Origin of the sequence: Streptomyces melanosporofaciens (assembly GCF_900105695.1) — a bacterium.
Lineage (GTDB): Bacteria > Actinomycetota > Actinomycetes > Streptomycetales > Streptomycetaceae > Streptomyces > Streptomyces antimycoticus.
Window position 1 is genome coordinate 4,944,131 of record NZ_FNST01000002.1, and the last position, 23,845, is coordinate 4,967,975.

The window sequence follows — 23,845 nt, forward strand, 5'->3', positions numbered from 1 at the left end:
GCTTGCCAGATATCGGCGTCCAGTAGGTCCGGGGCGTCGCCCTCCATTGTGGAAGTCGCCCATTCGGAAACGTCCTCCGGGGGGCTGGTGCCTTCGGTAAGTGCCGTTAGTCTTTCGATGATTTCATTCCTCAGGTTCATGGGATTCCTAGAATGTTCCTATGAGCTTTCCGGTGTCGTCGAACAGGTAATGCACCTTTTTGCCGCCTGTGAATTTCACGTCGGGCCTTGTGATGCGCACCCTTCCGCTGTGATCCAGTGATTCGTGCCAAATGCGAGTGGAGTCAGTTGCGGGATCCCACTCTCGGACGAGTCGGCGTCCCATTATTTCGCCTTCCTTCGCTGCGGGCGTTATCTTTCCGTAGAAGCGGAATCTTCCGTTTTCTAGTTCCCTGAAGCCGGCCTTCCCGTATTTCTGGGCTTGTTCGTAAAAGCGCTTGAGTCGAGCGTGTTCAGCGGGGTTGCCGGCCCAATTATGGTTCCCGCCTGGGCATGGGGATAGTCCTAGGGGATCAAACCAGGTGTGGGGGTTCTGGGTGTAGGTTGCCGGGTTGGGGGCGGGGGATAGGCCCAGAGGGTCGGGGGAGAGGTAGCGGGCGGAATCCGGGTCGTAATAGCGGTGGAAATTGTAGTGGAGGCCGGTTTCGGGGTCGAAGTATTGGCCCGGGAAGCGGAGTGGGGTGTAGGCCGTGCTGTCGGCGGCCCAAGTGGTGGTGCCCCAGAGGGTGGAGCGGGTGCGCCAGGCGATGGTGCCTGATTCGTCGATGAGTTCGGTGGGAGTGCCCACCAGGTCGGTGACGATCGCGAAGAATCGGGTGTCGATTTCGCGTTGGGTGGTGGCTTCGGTGATGCGCTCGGTCTGGGCTACGGGGTGAAAGCCCTCGTGGTCCCAGGTGAGGGTGACGGGGTGGGGGACGTCCGGGGTGGTGGTGGTCTGTTCTATGAGGGTGGGGCCGTCCCAGGTGAAATCCGTCTGCTCCAGGACGGTTTCGCCGTCGGCCGCGAGGCGTTGTTTGGTGGTGCGGCGGCCGAAGGGGTCGTAGCGGTAGCGCCAGACCGTGCCGGCGGGCGTGGTGACCGATACCAGGCGGTCTTCTGCGTCCCAGGTGTAGCGCCAGGTGTCGGGCTTCTTCGACAGGCGGGTCTTTTGGCGGAGGGTGAGGCGGCCAGCCGCGTCGTGTTCGTAGCGGATCGAGCCCGCGCCGGTGATGCGCGTGCCGATGTAGGTGCGGGGGCCCGTCGCCTCCTGGGCGGGTTGCGTGCTCGGCCAGGCCGCGTGCGTTTGGTTGCCCGCCTCGTCGTAGGCGTAGGTCTCGGTCCAGTCGTGGGCGTGGACGGTCGTCACCCGGCCCGCCGCGTCCAGGCCGAAAGTGCGTCGGCCCGACCGGTGGTCGTCCACTCCGATCAGGTGGCCGTCGGCTCGATAGGTGTACGCCCGGTGGTGGATATTGCCGGAGGCTCCGGTCAGCGATTGCGTGGTCAGGCGGCCGAGCGGGTCCCAAGTGTGGGTGAGGGTGAGGGCGTCGCCGACGCGGCGCGTGGTCTCGCGGCCCGCCGCGTCGTGTGCCGAGGCGAGGGTGTGGTTCCCGGCGGTCAGGGCGGTGCGGTTGCCCGCCGCGTCGTAGGCGTAGGTCGTGATGGCGCCCGTGGGCGTGGTGCGGCGGGTGCGGCGGCCCAGGGGGTCGTAGCTGTGCGTCAGGACGCGGCCGTTCACCATTTCGGAGGTCACCCGGCCCAGGCGGTCGCGCTGGTAGACGACCTCCGCGTCCGGGTCGGCAGCTGAGGTGAGGAGTCCGGCGGGGTCGTAGGTGAAGGTTGTGGTGCGGTCGACGGACGCTTTGCGTATCAGGCGGCCGAGCAGGTCGTACTCATACGTGATGATCCGGCCCAACGGGTCAGTCCGGGCTGTGAGATGGCCCGTTGCGTCGTAGGCGTACCGCACTTCGCGGTCGTCGAAGTCCGTCTCCGCAACCAGGCGGCCAGCCAGGTCGTACTCATAACTCCATCTCAGGCCCTGAGGATTGGTGACCCTCGTCAGCCGCAGCGCCGCGTCATGCTCGAACTCGTAGCGAACGCCATCCGGGCCCGTGCGGGCCGACAGCAGGTCGAAGTGGGTGTACTCGTACACCGTCGTGCCGCCGACGGGGTCGGTGTGGGTGGTGCGGTTGCCCTCGCCGTCGTACGTCCAGGACTCCGCCGAGCCATCCGGCCCGGTGCGGCGCAGGAGGTTGCCCTCCGGGCTCCACTCGTAGCGGGTCACCGCGCCCAGCGGGTCCGTCTCGGCCACGACGCGGCCGAACGCGTCCCGCTGGTAGCAGGTCGTGGCTCCCAGCGGGTCGGTGATCTCGACGGGGAGCCCGGCCGCGTCACAGCGCACCCGGGTCGTCGCGCCCAGCGCGTCGGTGACGGCGAGCAGGCCCCCGCGCTCGTCGTAGAGGTGGCGGGTGGTGGCGGCGAGCGGGTCGGTGAGCGTGGTGCGGTTGCCCGCCGCGTCGAAGGTCTGCCGCCATATCGCGCCGCCCGGATCGGTGATCTGCGCCAGGTTGCCCTGTGCGTCGAGCACCGCGCCGATCTCGCTGCCGTCCGGCCGGATCACGGCCGTCAGATGCCCGTGCTCGTCGTAGCGGAAGCCGGTGGTGCGGCCCAGCGGGTCGGTCTCGGCTACCGTACGGCCCGCTTCGTCGTACATGGTGCGGCTGACCGCGCCGGCCCCTTCGATCTCACCGACGACCTGGTGCGCCTCGTCGATCAGATAGCGGGTGACGGCGCCGTCCGGTGAGGTCAGGGTCGTGACCTTCAGACCGGGGAAGTCCGGGTCGACCTCGTCGTAGCCGATGCGGAGGGTGTAGTGGCCGCCCTCGCCGCCCTCGGCGGTGACCCGGTCGTGCTCGTCGTAGGCGTAGGAGTACCAGCGATTGTTGGTGTCGATCCAGGACGTGACCCGCCCGGCCCGGTCGTAGACGAAACGCAGCGGCAGCCCCGAGGAGCCCGTCACTTCGGTGAGATGGCCGTCGGTGTAGCCGTAGCCCCTCACCCGTACGTCCCCCACCCACAGGCCGGTGATCCGCTCGTGCTCCGACGTCAGCCGCAGCCGGTAGCCACCGCTGTGGAGGATTTCGAGGGGGGTGCCGGAAGCGTCGTAGGTGAAGGTGACGCGGTTGCCGTTGCGGTCGGTGATCTCCCTCAGGAGCGCGAGCGCCTCGTCGCGGTACGGGGTGAAGGTGCGGACGAGCCCGGCATCCGGTTCGGTGAGGGTGTACGTACCGCCGTCCGCCGTCCGTGCCAGCGGCCAGCGCGGCCCCTCCGCGGGCAGGACCGCGGCGCCGCCCGGCACCGGATGCGGATAGGCCAGCAGCAGACCGTCCTCGGTGAAGAAGACCACGCCCTGCTCGTCGAACTCCAGTCGCTGGTCCGCCGTCGAGGCCCAGGTCGGGCCGAACCACCGCCCGGCGCGGTATCCGGAGTCCACCCGGCGGGAGAACACCAGGGGCAGCACACCCGGCAGCTCCACATCCGTCTGCGGCAGGAACATCCGCCCGGTCGCCACATCCACCGGATCGGTACGGCCGTGCCGCACCCGGTCCCAGGTTCGGGAGAAGAACCCCCGGCCACGGCTCCGGAGAGCGCCGCGCGCCCATTGCGTCGCCTCACGCGCCGCCAGCCTCGCCCCGATGCGTGAGGCGACCGGGGCCAGGGCGCGCGGGGCGAGGCCCACCAGCAGGGTCTCCGCCAGCCCGCCGCCCATGGCGACTTCCAGCGGCAGCGCGTACGGCATGGCGAACATGGCGAGGGTGAGGAGGAGAGGGAGGCCGGTTTCGAGGAGCTTTTCCAGGAGGAAGCGATCGGTGCCCAGGATGCGGTAGCCCGCCAGAGGGGCCTCGCCGTCGGCGATCGCCGACCAGCGGGACAGCAACAGGACGCCGACGACGAGCGAGCCCGCGCAGACGGCGATCCGGAACTGGACCAGGGCGACGGCCTCGCCCAGCGGAGACGCGCTTGCGGCCCGGTAGCCGCTTACGGCGGAGATCAGGCGCCACAGGGTCAGGGCCAGCCCGGCCAGGCCGACACCGACCAGAATCCGTAGTCCGGTCCCCCCGGTGAAGTACTCCTGCAGATCCTTCGTGGACGGGAAGGAGCCCACCGCCATATACAGCAGGGAGGGGACGGCCAGCAACAGGCTGAGCACCAGAAGAACCTTCTCGTGGCGCGGCCGGCGGGGGCGCTGCTCCCGGGCCCGGCGCCACAGCTGCCGTAAGGTCACGCCACGCCATGCCTCCTGGCTGTGGGTCGCGTCCATACGGTGGGTCTGCTGGGCGACGGACTCGCGCAGCGGCTCCAGCTTCTCCGGGCGGCTGCGGGGGTGGGCCGCGGCGTACAGCAGCGCTCGGCGCTGCCGGGCGTAGCCCAGGGCGATGATCCAGGTGGCCGGAAGGCGCAGCAGGGCGTACCCGAGGAGAGCTTCGAGGGCGGCCTGGCCCTGGCGTTCGGCAGCCAGCACCACATCAGGCTGGTGCCGCCGGCCCAGGCGGGACCGGCGCAGATCCCAGATCCACGCGACGGCAAGGCATCCCAGGATGATCCACAGGCCCCAGTCCCCGGCCAGCCGCTCCCGCCACTCCATCGCGGTCTCGTCGCCCGGGAAGGCCGCGGCGTAATTGGTCACCCAGTGGATCGCCACCGCCCCGGCCAGCGGCACCAGGGCCGCGATCCGGGTCAGGACGCGGGCACCACACCACAGCAGGCCCACCGCCAGCCCGCCGAGCGCGCTGGCGAAGATGTGTACCTCGTAGGGGAGTGCCGGACCCCCGACTTCGACGGTGCCGGTCGATGAGGGGAACCAACTGCCGAGGATCTGTCCGAGGCCGGGAACGTACGGGGGGTCGAACAGTCCCCCCGCGATCTGCCAGCCCCCGTCATCCGTGGGAACGGCCTTACCCGCGGACTCGGCGTACATCAGCAGCTTTTCCAGCAGACCGAACCCCGCCCCGGCGGCGCCGCCCAGCACCACGAAGTCCGCCAGACCCCACTGCATCCGCCTGCGCAGTGCCCACCCCGCGACCAGGAGCGGCGCGATCTTGATCAGCTCCTCCACCACCGGAGCCGTCGTCCACGACACCACATCCATGACGCCCGACAGCGATTTCTCCCGCGCGGTCGCCAACTGCCGCGCCACCACGAGTTCCAGTGCCATCGACAGCACGCCGCAGCCGTACGCCCCCACTCCGAAGGCGAGCAGCACCGTCGGCCACCGCACGGTCCGCACCGGCCAGGACAGCAACAACAGCTGCAACACAGCCCATACCGACGTCGCAGCCATCCAGAACGCCACGCCCCGAGCCCCCTCAACGTTGCCAGTGATCCGTCACGCTAAGTCGAACAGCGGTCACGTACAAGGGAGTTCATGGTCATGTGGCCTCTGGACCGGCGCTCTGTGCGTGTCGTCGGCGGGTCCGCGCGTCCGACGCTCACTGGTGACGCTCACTGGTGCCGGGACGGGCGGGTGCGGGGCAGCAGGAACGCGGTGATGACCAGCCAGATGAGCCCGCCGAAGCGGACGACCGGCAGCAGGTAGCCGAACGGGTCGGCGATCAGCGAAAGCAGCGAGACCATGCCCGCGGCGGCCAGCGCCAGCCCGGTCCAGGTGAGCGGGCGAGGCAGCAGGAGGGTCATCAGCCCGGTCACTGAGAGGCCGGAGACGAGCATCGCGAACGTCACCGAGTAGGCGACGCCACCGGACAGGAACGACAGGTCGGCGAGTGCGCGGGCCAGGGCCGGATCGGCGTCCATGGGCAGACGGCCGCCGGCCCAGCCGAACAGCGCGCTGCCGCTCAGCGCCGCGGCCGCCAGCACCCCGCCCACCAGCGTGATCGCCGAGCCCGGTGCGGTGATGCCGAGCGCTCGCAGCCGCCGGTAGAGCACCGCCGCCATCAGGGCCAGTGGCGTGGCCGACGCGAACAGCAGGAGCGAACCCAGCTCGATGGTGCTGCCGTTGTCCCGCGCGTGCCCGGTTCGGAGACCACCGACCGCATTGTGAAGGTGGACCAGTACGCCAAGGCGGACATCGCCTTCTACTGGCGGATCGAGCAGGCGGCGACCGGCGTCCCGCTCGTCTACACCTACGTCCTCGACCCCGCGACGAAGACCTATCGGGAGGGAGACGTGTTCACCGGTGTGGTGAAGGTCGCGGCTCCGTTTCCGGTGCGGATCGACCTCGGTCAGCTCTGACGGCTCAGACCTCGGATGTGCGCTGAGTCGGGGTTCGGCCGGGTCGGCGGAGCGCTCTCAGCGCACCGCGTAGTCGCCCAACGACGGCTCCAGCAGGTCGAAGACCTTCTCGGCTGAGCGGGTTGTCGCGGTGGCGATCTCCTCGTTGGGGTGGCCTGCCCGGGTCAGGGCCTGGACGTGGTGGAACAGGGTGCGGTGGGCGGCGGTGAGGAGGGCGGCGGCGGCTCGGGGGGTGGGGTCGTCGGGGGTGGTGGCGGTTTCGGTGGTGAGGACTTCGGCCAGGGCCTCTTCGCGTTGGTCGTGCAGTTCGCGGAGTCTCGCGGTCAGGGTGGGGCTGTCGGCGAGCATGCGGGCGAACTCCGGGCTGGAGAAGCCGACGACGGGGTCGTGACGCTCGGCCGCGGCCAGATATGCGCGGCGCAGCGCGGTCAGGGCCGATGCGCCGGTCGGGCGGTCCGCGACGGTCCGGGCCAGGGCGGTGGTGATGGTCTCGTGGTAGTCGAGGGCCAAATCTTCCTTGCGCGGGAAGTAGTTCGTGACCGTCATCTTGGCCACCTGGGCGGCCGTCGCGATCTCGGCGATGGTCACCGCCTCGAAGCCGTGCTCCATGAAGAGCCGGGTCGCGGTGTCGGAGATCATCTGGCGCGTCTGCCGCTTCTTCAGCTCACGCAGTCCTGCTGTCATGGCCCCATCCTCGCATGGACGGGGCTAAATTTATGATTGACCTAAGTTTTGGTTCGGGCTAGTTTTCGGTGTGTCAGTCACCACGAACCATCCGAGGAGTGCGCTTGAACCTGCGTCTGATGAGCGTGCACGCCCACCCCGACGACGAGTCCAGCAAGGGCGCGGCCACGCTGGCCAAGTACGCCGCCGAGGGGGTGGAGGTGCTGGTGGTCACGTGCACCGGAGGGGAGCGTGGCGATGTGCTCAACCCCGCCATGGACCGGCCCGGTGTGCGGGAGGACCTCGCCGCGATCCGGCGGGTCGAGATGGCCGAGGCCCGCCGGATCCTGGGGGTGCGGCAGCACTTCCTGGGGTTCGTCGACTCGGGGCTCCCGGGGCCGGGCGAGCCGCTGCCCGAGGGCTGCTTCGCGCTCGCGTCCTTGGAGGAGGCGGCCGGGCGCCTGGTGGGGCTGATGCGGAGCTTCCGCCCGCATGTGGTCGTCACGTACGACGAGACCGGCGGCTATCCGCACCCGGACCACATCAGGACCCATCAGGTGACGGTCGCCGCCTTCGACGCGGCGGGGGAGGCGGGCAGCCATCCCGAGGCGGGCTCGCCCTGGCGGCCACTGAAGCTGTACTACCAGGGCGGCTTGTCGCGGCCCTGGTTCCGGGCCTTGCACGACGCCATGACCGCGCGGGGCATGGACTCGGGCATGCGGGAGGTGCTGGCCGGACTGCCCGCGGCCGGGCTGGAGATCACCACGCGGGTGCCGTGCGCGGAGTACTTCGCGACCAGGGACCGGGCGCTGCTCGCGCACGCCACGCAGATCGACCCGAACGCCGGGTTCATGCTTCATGATCGTGACATCGAGCGCGAGGTCTGGCCCACTGAGGACTATCACCTGGCCCGGTCCCACGTGGACGTGGACGTGGACGTCGACATCGACGTCGCGATTCCCGAGGACGACCTGTTCGCCGGTGTGCGGCGCCCCCAGCGCACTACGGCGGCGGCAGATGCCGCAGCTTGTCCGGGTTGCGGATGATGCGGATCTCCGTGATGCGCCCGTCCTCGACCTCGGCGCAGGCGACGGTGTCCGGGCGGCCCGCGGCGGTGATGAGCAATCCCGGGAGGCCGTTGACGTCGACCGTGTGCACCTGGGGGTCGTCCATCGGCTGGTTGACGACGGCGGCGAGGAAGCGGGCGACCTTGTCGGCGCCCTGCTGCGGGCGGAGGGCGGCCTTCACCTTGCCGCCGCCGTCGCTCCACGCCGTGACGTCGGGGGCGAGCAGCTCCATCATCCGGTTGAGATCGCCGCCGAGGCAGGCGGCCAGGAACTCATCGGTGACCTGGCGCCGCACCTCGGCCGGTGTGTCGTAGCGCGGTCGGCGGGCCTGGACATGTGATCTGGCCCGGTGGCCCACCTGGCGTACGGACGCCTCGCCGCGCTCCAGCATTCCGGCGATCTCCTTGAACGAGAAGCCGAAGACCTCCTTGAGCACGAAGACCGCCCGCTCCAACGGCGAGAGGGTTTCGAGGACGACGAGCAGGGCGAGCGAGACCGACTCGGCCAGCTCCACCTCCTCGCCGGCGTCGGGCTGGGTGACCAGCGGTTCGGGCAGCCAGGGGCCGACGTACTGCTCGCGGGTGGCGGCGGCGGACGTGAGCCGGTTGAGCGCGAGGTTGGTGACCGTACGGGCCAGATAGCCCACCGGATTGTCCACAGGGGTGGTCACCTGACTGCAGCGCAGCCAGGTGTCCTGCACCATGTCCTCGGCATCGGCGACGCTGCCGAGCATGCGGTAGGCGATGCCGAACAGCATCCGCCGGTGGCGTTCGAAGGTGGTCGCGTCGATCACGTCCGTGACGGTACCTCGCAGGCGTCCGAGAAGCCCTGGCTGGTCAGGCCGAAGGCGCTGTTGATGCGCGAGCGGTAGTTCTCCAGGGCGACCATGGCGGTGAGTTCGACGAAGGCGGCCTCGCCGAGCCGCTCGATCAGGGTGGCCGCGAGCTCGTCGGTGACGCGGGGTTCGGTTTCGGTCATCGCTTCGGCGTAGTCCAGGACGAGCAGTTCCCGTTCGGTGAAGGCGTCCTGGTGCTCGCGCCACTGCGGGACCTTGGAGATCTTGTCCATCGGGAGGCCGAGGGCGTCGCCCTCCCAGTGGCCGAAGTCCATGCACCACGAGCAGTTGATCCTGGCCGCCGCGGCCATGACCGCGAGGTGCTTGAGGCCCGGGTCGAGGCGGTTCCACTTGGCGGCAGAGCGCTCCTGCCGGACGTAGGTGAGCAGCACCCGCCCGTTGTGACCGATGGCCAGGCCGGGGTCGAGCACCTTGCCGTAGGTGCGCCGGGAGTACCAGGCGCCGATGCGGTTGAGCAGCGTGCTGGGCGGAGCGAGCGAGATACGGGCCATGGCGGGCTTCTCCATCGTGTCGCGGCTGGGGTCGAATGACCTTCCGCAGGTGCGACAGAGCAGCGCGCCGGAGTGTGACATCCGACGGGCACTCATCCGAAGCGGCCGGACCCGGCCGGAGCCGCCGCCCTCAGCACTCGATGACGTTCACCGCGAGCCCGCCCCGCGCCGTCTCCTTGTACTTGACCTTCATATCGGCGCCCGTCTGCTTCATCGTCTTGATGACCTTGTCGAGTGAGACATGGTGGCGGCCGTCGCCGCGCAGGGCCATCCGCGCGGCGGTGACCGCCTTGACCGAGGCCATGCCGTTGCGCTCGATGCAGGGGATCTGGACCAGGCCGCCGATGGGGTCGCAGGTGAGGCCGAGGTTGTGTTCCATGCCGATCTCGGCGGCGTTCTCCACCTGTTCGGTGGAGCCGCCGAGGACCTCGGCGAGGCCGCCGGCGGCCATGGAGCAGGCGGAGCCGACCTCGCCCTGGCAGCCGACCTCGGCGCCGGAGATCGAGGCGTTCTCCTTGAAGAGCATGCCGATGGCGCCCGCCGCGAGGAGGAAGCGGATGACGCCGTCCTCGTCGGCGCCCGGCACGAAGCGCGTGTAGTAGTGCAGGACGGCGGGGATGATGCCCGCCGCGCCGTTGGTGGGGGCGGTGACCACGCGTCCGCCCGCCGCGTTCTCCTCGTTGACCGCCATGGCGTAGAGGGTGATCCACTCCATGGCGCGGGCGGCCGGGTCGCCCTCGGAGCGCAGGGCGCGGGCGGCGGTGGCGGCGCGGCGGCGGACCTTGAGGCCGCCGGGGAGGATGCCCTCCTGGGACATGCCGCGCGCCACGCACGCCTCCATGACGTGCCAGATCTCCAGGAGGCCGTCCCGGATCTCCTTCTCCGTGCGCCACGCCTTCTCGTTCTCCAGCATCAGGGCCGAGATGGACAGCCCCGTCTCCTGGGAGAGCCGCAGCAGTTCGTCGCCGGTGCGGAAGGGGTGGGTGAGGACGGTGTCGTCGAGCTTGATGCGCTCCTCGCCGACCGCGTCCTCGTCCACCACGAAGCCGCCGCCGACCGAGTAGTAGGTCTTCTCCAGCAGCGGATGGCCCTCGGCGTCGTACGCGAGCAGCGTCATGCCGTTGGCGTGGTACGGCAGGGAGCGGCGGCGGTGCAGGATCAGCTGGGTCGACGCGTCGAAGTCGATCTCCTGACCGGACCCGATCTCGGCGCCGAGCAGCCGCAGCCGCTTGGTGGTGCGAATGCGCTCCACCTCACCGTCGGCCGCCTCGACGTCGACGGTGCGCGGGGAGTTGCCCTCCAGACCCAGCAGCACGGCCTTCGGCGTGCCATGGCCATGACCGGTGGCGCCCAGCGATCCGAAGAGCTCGGCGCGCACGGAGGCGGTGTGGGCCAGCAGGCCCTCGTTCTTCAGCCGGCGGACGAACATCCGCGCGGCCCGCATCGGGCCGACGGTGTGCGAGCTGGACGGGCCGATGCCGATCGAGAAGAGGTCGAATACGGAGATGGCCACCGGGGGACTCCTTCGTCTGCACGCGGGGGAGGCGTGCGGGCCGTGCGGGGGTGGTGCGGCGGGGGCGCGCCAGGGCGGGCGCGCCCCCGTGTCCGGGGTTACTCGGACAGATGGGTGTACAGCGGGTGCTTGTCGGCCAGGGCGGTGACCCGGGCCTTCAGCGCCTCCGCGTCGTAGGACGGCTTGAGCGTCTGCGCGATCACGTCGGCGACCTCGCGGAAGTCGTCCGCGGCGAAACCGCGCGTGGCCAGCGCCGGGGTGCCGATCCGCAGACCCGAGGTGACCATCGGGGGCCGCGGGTCGTTCGGGATCGCGTTGCGGTTGACCGTGATGCCGACCTCGTGGAGCCGGTCCTCGGCCTGCCTCCCGTCCAGTTCGGAGTCGCGCAGATCGACCAGGACCAGATGGACGTCGGTGCCGCCGGACAGGACGGCGACGCCCACCTCCCGCACATCGGGCTGGGCCAGGCGCTCGGCGAGGATCCGGGCGCCCTCCAGCGTGCGCTCCTGGCGCTCCTTGAAGGCCGAACCCGCGGCGACCTTGAAGGAGACCGCCTTCGCCGCGATGACATGCTCCAGCGGGCCGCCCTGCTGACCCGGGAAGACCGCCGAGTTGATCTTCTTGGCCAGATCGGCGGTGGAGAGGATCACGCCACCGCGCGGACCGCCCAGGGTCTTGTGGGTGGTGGTGGTCACCACATGGGCGTGCGGTACGGGCGAGGGGTGCAGCCCGGCCGCCACCAGACCCGCGAAGTGGGCCATGTCGACCATCAGGTACGCACCGACCTCGTCCGCGATCCGCCGGAAGGCCGCGAAGTCGAGCTGGCGGGGGTAGGCCGACCAGCCCGCGATCACCAGCTTGGGGCGGTGCTCCTTGGCCAGCCGCTCGACCTCGTCCATGTCGACCAGACCGGTCTCGGCGTCCACGTGGTAGGGCACCACGTTGTAGAGCTTGCCGGAGAAGTTGATCTTCATGCCGTGGGTCAGATGACCGCCGTGCGCCAGGTTCAGCCCCAGGATGGTGTCGCCGGGGGAGAGCAGGGCGAACATCGCGGCCGCGTTGGCCTGGGCGCCCGAATGCGGCTGGACGTTCGCCGCCTCGGCGCCGAAGAGCTCCTTCACCCGGTCGATGGCGATCTGCTCGACCACATCGACATGCTCACAGCCGCCGTAGTAGCGGCGGCCGGGGTAGCCCTCGGCGTACTTGTTGGTCAGGACCGAGCCCTGGGCCTCCATGACCGCCGCCGGGGCGAAGTTCTCCGAGGCGATCATCTCCAGGGTGGACTGCTGGCGGTGGAGTTCGGCGTCGACGGCGGCGGCGACGTCCGGGTCGAGCTCGTGCAGGGAGCTGTTGAGAAGCGACATCAGGGTCCCGATCGGAAGAGGAGGGTCAGTTTTCGGCGAAGGCGGTGTACGCGTCGGCGGAGAGCAGCTCCTCCGGCTCGCCCGTCACCCGCACCTTGAACAGCCAGCCGCCCTCGAAGGGAGCGGAATTCACCAGCGCCGGGTCGTTCACCACGTCCTCGTTGATCTCGGTGACCTCACCGGAGACCGGCGAGTACAGGTCGCTGACCGACTTGGTGGACTCCAGCTCTCCGCAGGTTTCACCGGCGGTGACGGTCGAGCCGAGGTCCGGGAGCTGGACATAGACGACATCGCCGAGCGCGTTGGCCGCGAATTCGGTGATGCCGATCGTCGACACGCCGTCCTCGTCGGCGGCCGACAGCCACTCGTGCTCCTTGCTGTAGCGCAGCTGCTGGGGGTTGCTCATGGTCCGATTCTCCTGGATACGGGGGAGTGCTTGGGAAACGGGTCTTAGCTGGTGGGACGCGACGCCGGTGGGTGCGGTGCCGGGGGGTGCGGCGCCGGGGGGTGCGTGCCTGCGCGGTGTGACACCGGTGGGTGCGGTGTCAGCGCGACGTGACGCCGGTGGATGCGGCGCCGAGGGACTCGGTGCCGGTCCAGCCGACGGTCTCGGTGCCGGTCCATGGGAGGACGCCGGTGGGGCGCGACGCGTTGCGGCGGAACCGCTCAGCGCTCGCGCCGGTAGAAGGGGAGCGCCACGACCTCGTACGGCTCCCGGGTGCCCCGGATGTCCACCGAGACCCCCTCGGTGCCGGGCTTCGCGTACTCCGGGTCCACGTACGCCATCGCGATCGGCTTGCCCAGCGTCGGCGAGGGCGCGCCGGAGGTGACCCGGCCGATCTGTGAGCCGTCGGCGGCCACCACGGCGTATCCGGCGCGCGGCACCCGGCGGCCCTCGGCGACCAGGCCGACCAGGGTGCGCGGGCTGACGGTGTCCGCCTCACGGGACGCGGCCTCCAGGGCCCGGCGGCCGACGAAGTCGCCGGGCTTGTCGAACTTCACCACCCGGCCGAGCCCCGCGTCGAAGGGGGTGGTGTCGGTGGTCAGCTCGTTCCCGTACAGCGGCATCCCCGCCTCGAGACGCAGGGTGTCCCGGCAGGACAGACCGCAGGGCACCAGGCCCACCGGGGCGCCCGCCTCGGTCAGCGCATCCCAGACCCGCTCGGCGTCGTCCGGCGCCAGGAACAGCTCGAAGCCGTCCTCGCCCGTGTAGCCGGTGCGGGCGATCATGGCGGGGACGCCCGCGACGGTGCCCGGCAGCCCGGCGTAGTACTTGAGCCCCTCCAGGTCGGCGTCGGTCAGGCTCCCCAGGATCCCGGGGGACTCGGGCCCCTGGACTGCGATCAGCGCATACGCGTCGCGGTCGTCCCTTACGGTCGCCTCGAAACCGCCGGCCCGCTCGGTCAGCGCGTCCAGCACCACCTGGGCGTTGGAGGCGTTGGCCACGACCAGGAACTCCTCGTCCCCGAGGCGGTAGACGATCAGGTCGTCCAGGATGCCGCCCTCGTCGTCGCAGATCATCGTGTAGCGGGCGCGGCCCACGGCGAGCGCGGACAGCCGGCCGACCAGTGCGTGATCCAGGGCCTGCCCGGCCTGCGAACCGATGAGAGAGATCTCACCCATATGGGAGAGATCGAAGAGCCCGGCGCGGGTGCGCACCGCGGTGTGCTCGTCGCGCTCACTGCCGTAGCGCAGCGGCATGTCCCAGCCGGCGAAGTCGGTCATGGTGGCGCCGAGCGCACGGTGCCGTGCGTCCAGCGCGGTACGGCGTGGGGTGGGCGGGGCGTCGGTCACGATTCAGGCTCCAGGAGATCGGGGTCGCGCGACGGCGAGGACGGACGGCAAGGACGCGTGCGTCCTCCCCATCTGTCATCGGAACCTGAGAGGTTCGCCGTGACGCCCGTAAGGGGCCCGGCTTGCACCTTGGGTGGAGCCGCGCCCGCGGCTCGCTTTTCAGATCTGCCTCGTCCACGCGGTATCGGGGCCTGAGAGATTCAAGGGAGGACTTGCTCCTTCGGCGCCCCGGGCACCCGGCTCATTGCCGGTGACCAAGGACTCTCCCGCGCGGATTCAAGCGGCCGGTATGGAGTTGCGCGCACATCATCGCATGCGTGGCCGAGAAAGGAAGCCCCGATCGGGGCGGCTCCGGCCGGATCGGGCAGAGGCAGCCTTGATGGACATTACCTTTTCTTGACACTCTGCGGGTACGAGCAGCGTTGACCGACCTGGGAGGACGATCACGGTGCATGGGCAGGGAACATACGAGACCGCACAAAGGCTCCTGCCGGCACGGCGTGGCCGCATGCCCTCCGGGTCGACGGCCATCCCCGGCCGGCGCATCGCGGTGCACGATCTGCGCGGCCCGGTGCGAGGCGGCGGTGCGGACCGGCGTGAGCTGCGCTTCCCGGTGGGGGACGTGCTGGTCGCCTCCGGGCTGCCGGGAGCCGGCAAGAGCACGCTGATCAATCGGACGGTGCCCCTCCTGGACGGGACGGGCGCGGTCGTCATCCGGGTGGACTCGCAGAACACCCGGGAGGCGTGGGAGCGCCGGATGCCCGGCTGGCTGCCGTACGCGCTCTACCGCCCGCTGGTCCGGTACGCCCACTACGCCGGGCTGCGCCGGGCACTGCGCTCGGATGTGAGCGTCGTGGTGCACGACTGCGGCGCGCTGCCGTGGGTCCGCCGCTGGCTGGCCCGGGACGCGCGGCGCCGGGGCCGCAGCCTCCATATGGTGCTGCTGGACGTGGACGCCACGGTGGCCCTGGAGGGCCAGGCCGCCCGAGGTCGCGGGGTCTCCGGCTATGCCTTCGGCCGGCATCGGCGCGCGATGCGGCGGCTCATCGAGGGGATGGAGGAGGGGCGGCCCCGGAGGGGTGCGCCTCGGCGGTGCTGCTGGACCGCTCGACCGCGAGCGAGCTGCGCTGCATCTCCTTCGAGTGAGCCCCGCACCGGAAGCGGGCCCCGTACCGGAAGCGGGCCCCGCACCGGAAGCGGGCCCCGCACCGGAGGAGACGGGTGTTCCCCCTCCCCGGGGGCGAGGGGAAAACGCCGGGTGACCTTGGCCGGAAATCGGCCACCGGGGCATCACCCAGTGTGACGGCGGCGCGGGGCCGGGCGAGGTGGGGAAGTGCTGTGGAGATGACGCCGCCCCCGCCGGCCCCGGGCCGCCCAGCCGCTAGGGTGCTTTGGGCAGGTAGGACGAGATGGCGGTTGGACGAAGATGAGCTTCCCGGAGCAGTACGGCATGGCCCCGGCTCACGGAGGATTCCCCGACGGCGCGCAGACCGCGTTTCCGGCGTTTCCCGGCAATGAGCTCGAAGAGGTGATGGCCGCCTCGATCGACGTCCCCGGGGTCGGAGCGCGCATCGTCGAGACACTCTCCCGCAGCCATGTCTGGGTTCCGCTGCCCAACGGCGGTGGCCCGGGCAGCCCGAGCCTCGATCTGCCCACGGTGGAGATCGAGGGCGCCGCGTATGTCCCGGTGTTCAGCTCCGAGCAGCAGTTCCTGCAGCTCGTCGGCTCCCATATGTCCTTCACCATCGCCCCGGCCGTGGAGTTCGCCCGCGGCCTGCCGCCCCAGCTCGGCATCGCGGTGAACCCCGGTGGTGCGGTGGTCGTACCGCTGCCTCCGCCCGCCGTCCGGGAGCTGTGCCGTGCCGGCCGTAGCGAGCTCGACGGCCCGGCGACAGGTGGGCGGGTGCGGCTCTTCGAACCGGACTGGCAGGACGAGCCGGTGGACTTCCTGGCCGCCGCCGGGATCGAGTTCGCCAAGGGCACCGGGGTGCGGACCGCCCGGCGCGCGCTGGCCAGCGTCGAGGGCGACGAGCCGGCGCTCTTCGTCGGCGTGCAGTTGGACGCCCCCGGCCCCGAGGGCCAGGCGCGGGCGGTGGACGCGCTGGGCCGCGCCCTCGGCGTGGTGCCCGTGCGGTGGAAGGTCCAGCTGGTGCTGCTGGACGTGGCGCAGGGGGATCCGGTGGTCGACTGGATGATGGGGCGCGTACGGCCGTTCTACGACCGTGATCTGTGACTCACCCCAGGGTCCGCTACGGGGGCCCGTAAGCTGGTTTGATGACCAGGAGGGGTGCGAGCACGCTCCCCGGTGAGGTGCGGGACAAGGGCGAGAGAAGGGGCGGACCCAGGTGAGCGCGGGCGCGGATTGGGGGGCGGCGGCCGGCCAGGTTGAGCGAGCGTTGCAGCAGGTCGCTCCCGGCCGGTACGACGCCTACGAGGCGCTGCTGCAGGCCATCGGCGAGGGCCAGGTCTGGATGCTGCTGTGGCACGGTGCGCCCGGCACGCCCGAGGCCCAGTACGGGAACATGGATGTGGACGGCCTCGGTTACGCCCCGTGCGTGACCTCCGCACAGGAACTGGCCGCCAGTGGCTGGAACCGTGCGCATGAGGTGGTCGACGGACGCCTCATCGCCGACTCGCTCTACCGCGACCGCTATGGCCTCTGGCTCAACCCCCACGCCCGCGGCGGCGGAGTGGGCATCCCGTGGCCGGATCTGCGCCGGATCGCGGGCGGTCTGGACCGGCTGCCCGCCGGGCCGCTGCGGCTGAGCGAACCCGCCATCGACATCCCGCAGTTCTACGCCCTGCTGGGGCAGAACGCGCATCGCACCACCGCCGTGCGGTCGCTGCGGCGGGTCTGGGTGCAGCCCGCGCTGGGCGCTCCGTATCTGGCCATCGGGCTGGATCTTTACGACAGCAGCCCACCGGCGGTGCAGTCGGTGCGGGTGATGATGGAGCAGTCGATCACCGCCGTGCCGGACGGGCTGCCGGTCTCCACGGTCGCGCTCTCCGACGAGTACGACCCCGTCGCCCTGTGGATGCGGGCCAACGCCCGGCCCTTCTTCGACCGCGACGCCTATGGCACCGCCCCCGCCGCGCCGTCCTACGGCTACGGCTACCCGCCGCCGCGTCCCGCCTACTGATCCGCAGCCTCGGCGAGCCGGTACCGATCCCTCCGTTCCGACCCGCCGATCCGCCGATCCGCCACCGACCCGCTGCTCCGCGCACCGATTGACGGGATTGCCCACCCGGCCTTCCGGGCCTTTGGGGCCGAACATCCCATAGCGGGCGCGAGGTTACTGCTGCGTTCTCGTGTCGCGACCGTCCGTATAGCGGAGCGGTACTCCTCACATCACGGTTAGGCATCCATTGCCCGGGAGTACTGGCGGGTGATCACAAACGCGTTGAAGACTCCCGCTCCAAGGGGTGCGGTTCCTGCGTACGACCCCTTCCGAGAAGGTTCCGTACCAGAACGCGACTTTCACCCGGGTTGTGAACGAAGCCGCCACAGCGGCGAGTCGTGGGCCGGTCACCACCGGTCGAGAGGGGTCTCCACCACGATGACGGCACCATTGCACGGCACGAGCACGGACAGCGATCCGGTGGCGACTGCCGATGTAGCGGCGGATGTGGTCAAAGCGTCCGTCGAAGGCAGATCGCTGCGGCAGATCGCCTGGACACGCCTGAAGCGGGACAAGCTCGCGCTGGCGGGTGGCATCGTTGTCGTCTTCCTGGTTCTGGTGGCGATCTTCGCTCCACTGATCGTGAGCCTGCTCGGGCATCCGCCCAATGAGTTCCACCAGGAGAAGATCGACCCGCTGTTCGGCACCCCGAAGGGGTCCATGGGCGGTATCAGCTCGGACTTCCTCTTCGGCGTGGAGCCGTCCAACGGCCGCGACGTCTTCAGCCGCGTCGTCTACGGCGCCCGGATCTCGCTGCTGGTGGCCTTCCTCGCGGCGGTGGTCGCGGTGGTCCTCGGCACCATCTTCGGCATCATCGCCGGGTACTTCGGCGGCTGGGTGGACTCGGTGATCAGCCGGGTGATGGACATGCTGCTGGCCTTCCCGCAGCTGCTCTTCATCATCTCCCTGGTCTCGGTGCTCCCCAACGACCTGCTGGGACTGACCGGCAGCGGGGTGCGCATCGCCATCCTGGTCTCGGTCATCGGCTTCTTCGGCTGGCCGTACGTCGGTCGCATCGTGCGCGGCCAGACGCTGTCGCTGCGCGAGAAGGAGTACATCGAGGCCGCGCGGAGCCTGGGCGCCGGCCGGCGCTACATCCTCTTCCGCGAGCTGCTGCCCAACCTGGTGGCGCCGATCACCGTCTACGCGACGCTGATGATCCCCACCAACATCCTCACGGAGGCCGCGCTCAGCTTCCTCGGCGCGGGCGTGAAGCCGCCCACCGCCTCCTGGGGGCAGATGCTCTCCAAGGCGGTCGGCACCTATGAGGACGACCCGATGTTCATGATCATCCCGGGTGTGGCGATCTTCGTCACGGTGCTGGCCTTCAACCTCTTCGGCGACGGCGTCCGCGACGCACTGGATCCGAAGGGCACCCGATGACGGTGCGGCACACGGCCGCCCGGCCGTACTCGAACGCATCAGCAGCCCCTGCCGCATCCGGCAGAAGGCTCCCCAAGGTATTCCGCGGCGCCATGCCTAGGACCGCTAACCCGGAGGTTGCAGCAACTATGAAACGGCTCTCGAGAAGCAGGCGGATCGCCGGAGCGGCGGCTGTCGTCGGCGCCCTGCTGGCCACCGCCGGCTGCGGTGGCGGCGGTTCCGACGACGAGGGCTCGGGCGCCGGGTTCAACGCCGCGGTGAAGGGTGTCGCAGCCAAGTCCGCCAAGAAGGGCGGCACCCTCAAGTTCATCAACAAGCAGGAGTTCGACTCCCTCGACCCGCAGCGTCAGTACTACGGGTTCGCCTGGGACTTCTCCCGCTTCTACGCGCGCCAACTGATCTCCTACGCGCCGAAGCCGGGCAACGCCGCGAACGAGCTGGTCCCGGATCTCGCCACCTCCACCGGCAAGATCACAAACGGTGGTAAGACCTACACCTACACCCTGCGCGACGGGATCACCTGGGAGGACGGCTCCCCGATCACGTCCAAGGACGTCAAGTACGGCATCGAGCGCATCTGGGCCAAGGACGTCGTCTCCGGCGGCCCCGGCTATCTGCGCCAGGTCCTGGACCCCAAGAGCGAGTACAAGGGCCCGTACAAGGACAAGTCCAAGGACAAGCTGGGCCTGAAGGCGATCCAGACGCCGGACGACAAGACCATTGTCTTCAACCTCGCCAAGCCCAACGGTGACTTCGAGCAGATGCTCGCGATGCCGACCGGTTCCCCGGTGAAGGCGGACAAGGACACCGGCGCCAAGTACACCAACCGGCCGTTCTCCTCCGGTCCGTACAAGGTCCAGTCGTACAGCCCGGGCAAGAGCCTGTCCCTGGTCCGCAACACCAGCTGGAAGAAGGCGTCCGACCCGATCCGCCCGGCCCTGCCGGACAAGATCTCGGTCACCTTCAACTCCAACCTCGAGGCGATAGACCGGCTGCTGATCAAGGGCGACTACGACGTCTTCCTCAGTGCCACCGGTATGACCCCCTCGGGTCGTAACGACGCCCTCAAGCAGCACAAGGGCAACGTCGACAACATCACCACCAGCTTCGTCCGGTACGTCGACTTCACCACCAAGGTCGCGCCGTTCAACAACATCCACTGCCGCAAGGCGGTCATCTACGGCACCGACTACAAGTCGCTCCAGACCACCCGCGGTGGCCCGCAGGCCGGTGGTGACATCGCCACCAACATGCTCCCCAAGAGCGTGAAGGGCGCGGACGACTACGACCCGTACGGCATCCTCAAGCGCGGCGGCAAGGCGGACCCGGCCAAGGCCAAGGACGAGCTCAAGCAGTGCGGCAAGCCGGGCGGCTTCTCGACCAGCATCGTGGCCCGCAACGACCAGCCCGCCGAGGTCGAGGCCGCCGAGGCGCTCCAGGCGTCGCTGAAGAAGGTCGGCATCAGCCTCAACGTGGAGCCGATCCAGGGCAGCACCTCCGCGAGCATCACCGGTTCGCCGTCGGTGATGAAGAAGCGCGGCTACGGCCTGTCCATGACCGGCTGGGGCCCCGACTTCCCGACCGGCCAGGGCTTCTCCCAGCCGCTGATCGACGGCCGCTTCATCGAGCAGACCGGTAACTACAACGTCTCCGAGACCAACAACGCGGAGATCAACCAGTACTTCGACGACGCGCTCAAGGAGACCGACCCCAACAAGGCGGGCGCGATCTACCAGAAGATGAACCACAAGGTCAGCGACCTGGCCGTGCAGATGCCGTTCATCTACGAGAAGAACATCACCTGGCGCAGCTCGCGGCTGACGAACGCCTTCTCGTCGGCGGCCTACAACGGCCGCTACGACTACTCCCAGCTGGGCGTCGTCAAGTGACGACAGGTCACCTGACCCGTCGCACACCCCACCATCGCCGCACCCGATAGGCCCGAAGGGCAGGTGATGGCCGCGGGTGGTGGCCCGTGATCCCCCTCAACCGGGATCACGGGCCACCCCCGGGCCGCGCACAGTGCTTGCTTATCTCATCCGGCGCTTGTTCGCCGTCGTCGTGATGCTGTTGGTCGTCACCCTCACGACCTTCGCCATCTTCTTCGTGATCCCGAAGTGGGCCGGTTCCGATCCCGCGCTGCTGTTCGTCGGCAAGCAGGCCGACCCCGCGGCCATCGAGGGCATCCGGCAGAAGCTCAGCCTCGGTGATCCGGTCCTCGTGCAGTTCTGGCACTTCGTCCAGGGCCTCTTCGTCGGCCGGGACTACGCCAGCGGTACCGACGTCACCCACTGCCCGGCGCCCTGCTTCGGCTACTCCTTCCGCACCGAGCAGGCGGTGTGGCCGCAGCTCACCGACGCCATGCCGGTGACCCTCTCGCTCGCCGCGGGCGCCTGCCTGCTGTGGCTGGTCGGCGGCATCACCACCGGTGTCGTCTCCGCGCTGCGCCGGGGCACCCTGTGGGACCGCTCGGCGATGACGGTCGCGCTGGCCGGTGTCTCGCTGCCGATCTACTTCACCGGTCTGCTCTCGCTGGCGATCTTCAGCTACTCGCTGAAGTGGGTCAACGTGGACTACAAGGGGCTCGGTGACGATCCGGCGATGTGGTTCGAGAGCCTGATCCTTCCGTGGATCACGCTCGCCTTCCTCTACGCGGCGATGTACGCCCGGCTCACCCGGGCCACCATGCTGGAGATCATGGGAGAGGACTACATCCGCACCGCCCGCGCCAAGGGCCTGCGAGAACGGGTGGTCATCGGCCGGCACGCGATGCGCTCGACCTGGACCCCGATCCTCACCCTGCTCGGTCTCGACCTGGGCGCGCTGCTGGGCGGCGCGGTCCTCACCGAGACCACCTACAACCTGCCCGGCCTCGGGCGGCTCGCGGTGAACGCGATCACCGAGAAGGACCTGCCGGTCATCCTCGGCGTCACCTTGATCGCGGCCGTCTTCATCGTGATCGCCAACCTCGTCGTGGACCTCCTGTACGCCGTCATCGACCCGCGAGTGAGGCTCGGATGACCGACCTGACCAAGCCCTCCGGACAGCCCGGGAACGGCGATCTGCCGGCCACCGGCACCGCCGCCGTGGGCGAGGTGGCCGCGGCGGGCTCGCCCGCCCCCACCGCCTTCCTCGAGGTGCGCGATCTGCACGTCCACTTCCCGACCGACGACGGTCTGGTGAAGTCCGTGGACGGGCTCAGCTTCCGGCTGGAGAAGGGCAAGACCCTCGGCATCGTCGGCGAGTCCGGCTCCGGCAAGTCCGTCACCTCGCTCGGCATCATGGGGCTGCACACCGCCGGGCAGTACGGTCGCCGCAAGGCGCGGATCTCCGGTGAGATCTGGCTCAACGGCCAGGAGCTGCTGGGCGCCGACCCCGACGAGGTGCGCAAGCTGCGCGGCCGCGAGATGTCGATGATCTTCCAGGATCCGCTGTCCGCGCTGCACCCGTACTACACCATCGGCCGCCAGATCATCGAGGCGTACCGGGTGCACAACGAGGTCACCAAGGAGGTGGCCCGCAAGCGCGCGGTCGAGCTGCTGGACCGCGTCGGCATCCCGCAGCCCGACAAGCGCGTGGACAGCTATCCGCACGAGTTCTCCGGCGGTATGCGCCAGCGCGCCATGATCGCGATGGCACTGGTCAACAACCCCGAGCTCCTGATCGCGGATGAGCCGACCACCGCCCTGGACGTCACCGTCCAGGCGCAGATCCTGGACCTCATCCGGGATCTGCAGAAGGAGTTCGGCTCCGCGGTCATCGTCATCACCCATGACCTGGGCGTGGTCGCCGAGCTCGCCGACGATCTGCTGGTGATGTACGGCGGCCGCTGTGTCGAGCGGGGCCCGGCCGAGAAGGTCTTCTACGAGCCCCAGCATCCGTACACCTGGGGGCTGCTGGGCTCGATGCCCCGTATCGACCGCGACCAGACCGAGCGGCTGATCCCGGTCAAGGGCTCCCCGCCCAGCCTCATCAATGTGCCGTCCGGCTGCGCCTTCCACCCGCGCTGCCCGTACGCCGATGTGCCGAAGGACAACATCACGCGCACCGAGCGGCCGGAGCTCAGGGAGCTGCGCGGGAAGGGTGCGGGCGGCGGGCACTTCTCCGCGTGCCATATGTCGCAGGAGGAGCGCACCCGGATCTGGACCGAAGAGATTGCGCCGAAGCTGTGACCGACACGAAGGATCCGAAGATGACGGTCCCGGAGAAGGCGACGACGTCGCCCGAGCCCCTGCTCAAGGTGTCGGGTCTGGTCAAGCATTTCCCCATCAAGAAGGGGCTGCTGCAGCGGCAGGGCGGTGCGGTGCAGGCGGTCGACGGGCTCGACTTCGACGTCCGGCCGGGGGAGACCCTGGGCGTGGTGGGCGAGTCGGGCTGCGGCAAGTCCACCATGGGGCGGCTGGTCACCCGGCTGCTGGAACCCACCTCGGGCAAGATCGAGTTCGAGGGCAAGGACATCACGCATCTGAACACCGCTCAGATGCGGCCGATGCGCCGTGACGTCCAGATGATCTTCCAGGACCCGTACTCGTCGCTGAACCCCCGGCACACCGTCGGCGCGATCGTCAGCGCGCCCTTCCGGCTGCAGGGCGTCACCCCGGAGGGCGGCGTCAAGGCGGAGGTCCAGCGGCTGCTGGCGCTGGTCGGGCTCAACCCCGAGCACTACAACCGCTATCCGCACGAGTTCTCCGGCGGTCAGCGGCAGCGCATCGGCATCGCCCGGGCGCTGGCCCTCAAGCCCAAGCTGGTCGTCGCCGACGAACCGGTCTCGGCGCTGGACGTGTCGATCCAGGCGCAGGTGGTCAACCTGCTGGACGACCTCCAGGACGAGCTGGGCCTGACGTACGTGATCATCGCGCATGATCTCTCGGTCATCCGCCATGTCTCGGACCGGATCGCGGTGATGTACCTCGGGAAGATCGTCGAGCTGGCGGACCGCAAGGACCTTTACGAGCGTCCCATGCACCCGTACACCAAGGCGCTGCTGTCCGCGGTGCCGGTGCCGGACCCCAAGCGGCGCGCCAAGCGGGAGCGGATCCTGCTCAAGGGCGATGTGCCCTCGCCGATCTCCCCGCCGTCCGGCTGCCGCTTCCACACCCGGTGCTGGAAGGCGACCGAGGTGTGCAAGAGCCAGGAGCCGCCGCTGGTGACGCTGGCCACCGGCCACCAGGTGGCCTGCCACCACCCGGAGAACGCTGCCGATCAGGCGCCGCAGGAGAAGCCCGGTGCCGAGGCGGCACGGAAGGTGACGAAGAAGACCGAAGGCTGAGACGGGACGGGGCCCGGACGGGACCGGGGGCATCCGCGGATA

The 23,845-nt window shown here is 69.6% G+C and carries 17 protein-coding genes, 2 pseudogenes and 1 riboswitch; of the genes and pseudogenes, 10 read left to right on the plus strand and 9 right to left on the minus strand.

Features of this window, described 5'->3' with window-relative positions:
- Positions 1–147: 147 nt before the first annotated feature.
- A complete protein-coding gene (locus BLV72_RS24300; protein ID WP_143059802.1) occupies positions 148–5,316 on the minus strand; it encodes a DUF6531 domain-containing protein in 5,169 nt (1,722 codons plus the stop codon).
- Positions 5,317–5,477: 161 nt separating this feature from the next.
- A complete protein-coding gene (locus tag BLV72_RS24305; protein WP_208905706.1) occupies positions 5,478–5,927 on the minus strand; it encodes a hypothetical protein in 450 nt (149 codons plus the stop codon).
- A gap of 75 nt (positions 5,928–6,002) precedes the next feature.
- Here BLV72_RS24305 and BLV72_RS24310 point away from each other — a divergent pair.
- A pseudogene (locus BLV72_RS24310) lies at positions 6,003–6,224 on the plus strand (Uma2 family endonuclease); the annotation flags it as partial.
- Between the two features lie 57 nt (positions 6,225–6,281).
- On the opposite strand, the gene BLV72_RS24315 reads toward BLV72_RS24310, so the two are convergent.
- On the minus strand, positions 6,282–6,908 hold the full coding sequence (locus BLV72_RS24315; RefSeq protein WP_093464834.1) for a TetR/AcrR family transcriptional regulator: 627 nt from the start codon (positions 6,906–6,908) through the stop codon (positions 6,282–6,284).
- 119 nt (positions 6,909–7,027) lie between these two features.
- On the opposite strand from BLV72_RS24315, the gene mca reads away from it, so the two are divergent.
- Positions 7,028–7,933, plus strand: a complete 906-nt coding sequence (gene mca, locus BLV72_RS24320; RefSeq protein WP_167746612.1) for a mycothiol conjugate amidase Mca — start codon at positions 7,028–7,030, stop codon at positions 7,931–7,933.
- Here the strand turns inward: mca and BLV72_RS24325 are convergent.
- The 6 genes from BLV72_RS24325 to gcvT all read right to left on the minus strand — a co-directional run bounded on the left by BLV72_RS24325 (position 7,890) and on the right by gcvT (position 13,972).
- On the minus strand, positions 7,890–8,747 hold the full coding sequence (locus BLV72_RS24325; protein ID WP_093464837.1) for an RNA polymerase sigma-70 factor: 858 nt from the start codon (positions 8,745–8,747) through the stop codon (positions 7,890–7,892). The genes mca and BLV72_RS24325 overlap by 44 nt on opposite strands.
- Positions 8,744–9,382, minus strand: a complete 639-nt coding sequence (locus BLV72_RS24330) for a carboxymuconolactone decarboxylase family protein (RefSeq protein ID WP_342030670.1) — start codon at positions 9,380–9,382, stop codon at positions 8,744–8,746. The genes BLV72_RS24325 and BLV72_RS24330 overlap by 4 nt, the downstream gene beginning before the upstream one ends.
- 49 nt (positions 9,383–9,431) lie before the next feature.
- Complete coding sequence (locus BLV72_RS24335; RefSeq protein WP_093464839.1) at positions 9,432–10,814, minus strand: L-serine ammonia-lyase; 1,383 nt, start codon at positions 10,812–10,814, stop codon at positions 9,432–9,434.
- Between the two features lie 98 nt (positions 10,815–10,912).
- Positions 10,913–12,178, minus strand: a complete 1,266-nt coding sequence (gene glyA, locus BLV72_RS24340) for a serine hydroxymethyltransferase (RefSeq protein ID WP_093464840.1) — start codon at positions 12,176–12,178, stop codon at positions 10,913–10,915.
- Between the two features lie 25 nt (positions 12,179–12,203).
- The gene (gene gcvH, locus BLV72_RS24345) at positions 12,204–12,584 is read right to left on the minus strand and encodes a glycine cleavage system protein GcvH (RefSeq protein ID WP_093464841.1); all 381 of its coding nucleotides are present in this window, start codon (positions 12,582–12,584) and stop codon (positions 12,204–12,206) included.
- A gap of 260 nt (positions 12,585–12,844) precedes the next feature.
- Positions 12,845–13,972, minus strand: coding sequence for a glycine cleavage system aminomethyltransferase GcvT (gene gcvT / locus BLV72_RS24350; RefSeq protein WP_093464842.1), 1,128 nt, complete (start codon positions 13,970–13,972; stop codon positions 12,845–12,847).
- Between the two features lie 169 nt (positions 13,973–14,141).
- A riboswitch (glycine riboswitch) is annotated at positions 14,142–14,251 on the minus strand.
- Positions 14,252–14,480: 229 nt separating this feature from the next.
- Here gcvT and BLV72_RS24355 point away from each other — a divergent pair.
- The 8 genes and pseudogenes from BLV72_RS24355 to BLV72_RS24390 all read left to right on the plus strand — a co-directional run bounded on the left by BLV72_RS24355 (position 14,481) and on the right by BLV72_RS24390 (position 23,803).
- Positions 14,481–15,118, plus strand: a pseudogene (locus tag BLV72_RS24355) (AAA family ATPase).
- Between the two features lie 280 nt (positions 15,119–15,398).
- The gene (locus BLV72_RS24360) at positions 15,399–16,205 is read left to right on the plus strand and encodes an enhanced serine sensitivity protein SseB (protein WP_425288391.1); all 807 of its coding nucleotides are present in this window, start codon (positions 15,399–15,401) and stop codon (positions 16,203–16,205) included.
- 112 nt (positions 16,206–16,317) lie between these two features.
- Positions 16,318–17,112, plus strand: coding sequence for an enhanced serine sensitivity protein SseB C-terminal domain-containing protein (locus tag BLV72_RS24365; protein ID WP_093464843.1), 795 nt, complete (start codon positions 16,318–16,320; stop codon positions 17,110–17,112).
- Positions 17,113–17,529: 417 nt separating this feature from the next.
- On the plus strand, positions 17,530–18,534 hold the full coding sequence (locus BLV72_RS24370) for an ABC transporter permease (protein WP_093464845.1): 1,005 nt from the start codon (positions 17,530–17,532) through the stop codon (positions 18,532–18,534).
- 128 nt (positions 18,535–18,662) lie between these two features.
- Complete coding sequence (locus BLV72_RS24375) at positions 18,663–20,423, plus strand: ABC transporter substrate-binding protein (protein WP_208905708.1); 1,761 nt, start codon at positions 18,663–18,665, stop codon at positions 20,421–20,423.
- A gap of 157 nt (positions 20,424–20,580) precedes the next feature.
- The gene (locus BLV72_RS24380; protein ID WP_093464848.1) at positions 20,581–21,555 is read left to right on the plus strand and encodes an ABC transporter permease; all 975 of its coding nucleotides are present in this window, start codon (positions 20,581–20,583) and stop codon (positions 21,553–21,555) included.
- Entirely contained in the window at positions 21,552–22,706 is a 1,155-nt protein-coding gene (locus tag BLV72_RS24385) for an ABC transporter ATP-binding protein (RefSeq protein ID WP_244320945.1), read from the plus strand. Before BLV72_RS24380 ends, BLV72_RS24385 begins: the two co-directional genes overlap by 4 nt.
- A gap of 20 nt (positions 22,707–22,726) precedes the next feature.
- Positions 22,727–23,803, plus strand: a complete 1,077-nt coding sequence (locus tag BLV72_RS24390; protein WP_093470520.1) for an ABC transporter ATP-binding protein — start codon at positions 22,727–22,729, stop codon at positions 23,801–23,803.
- Positions 23,804–23,845: the final 42 nt, after the last annotated feature.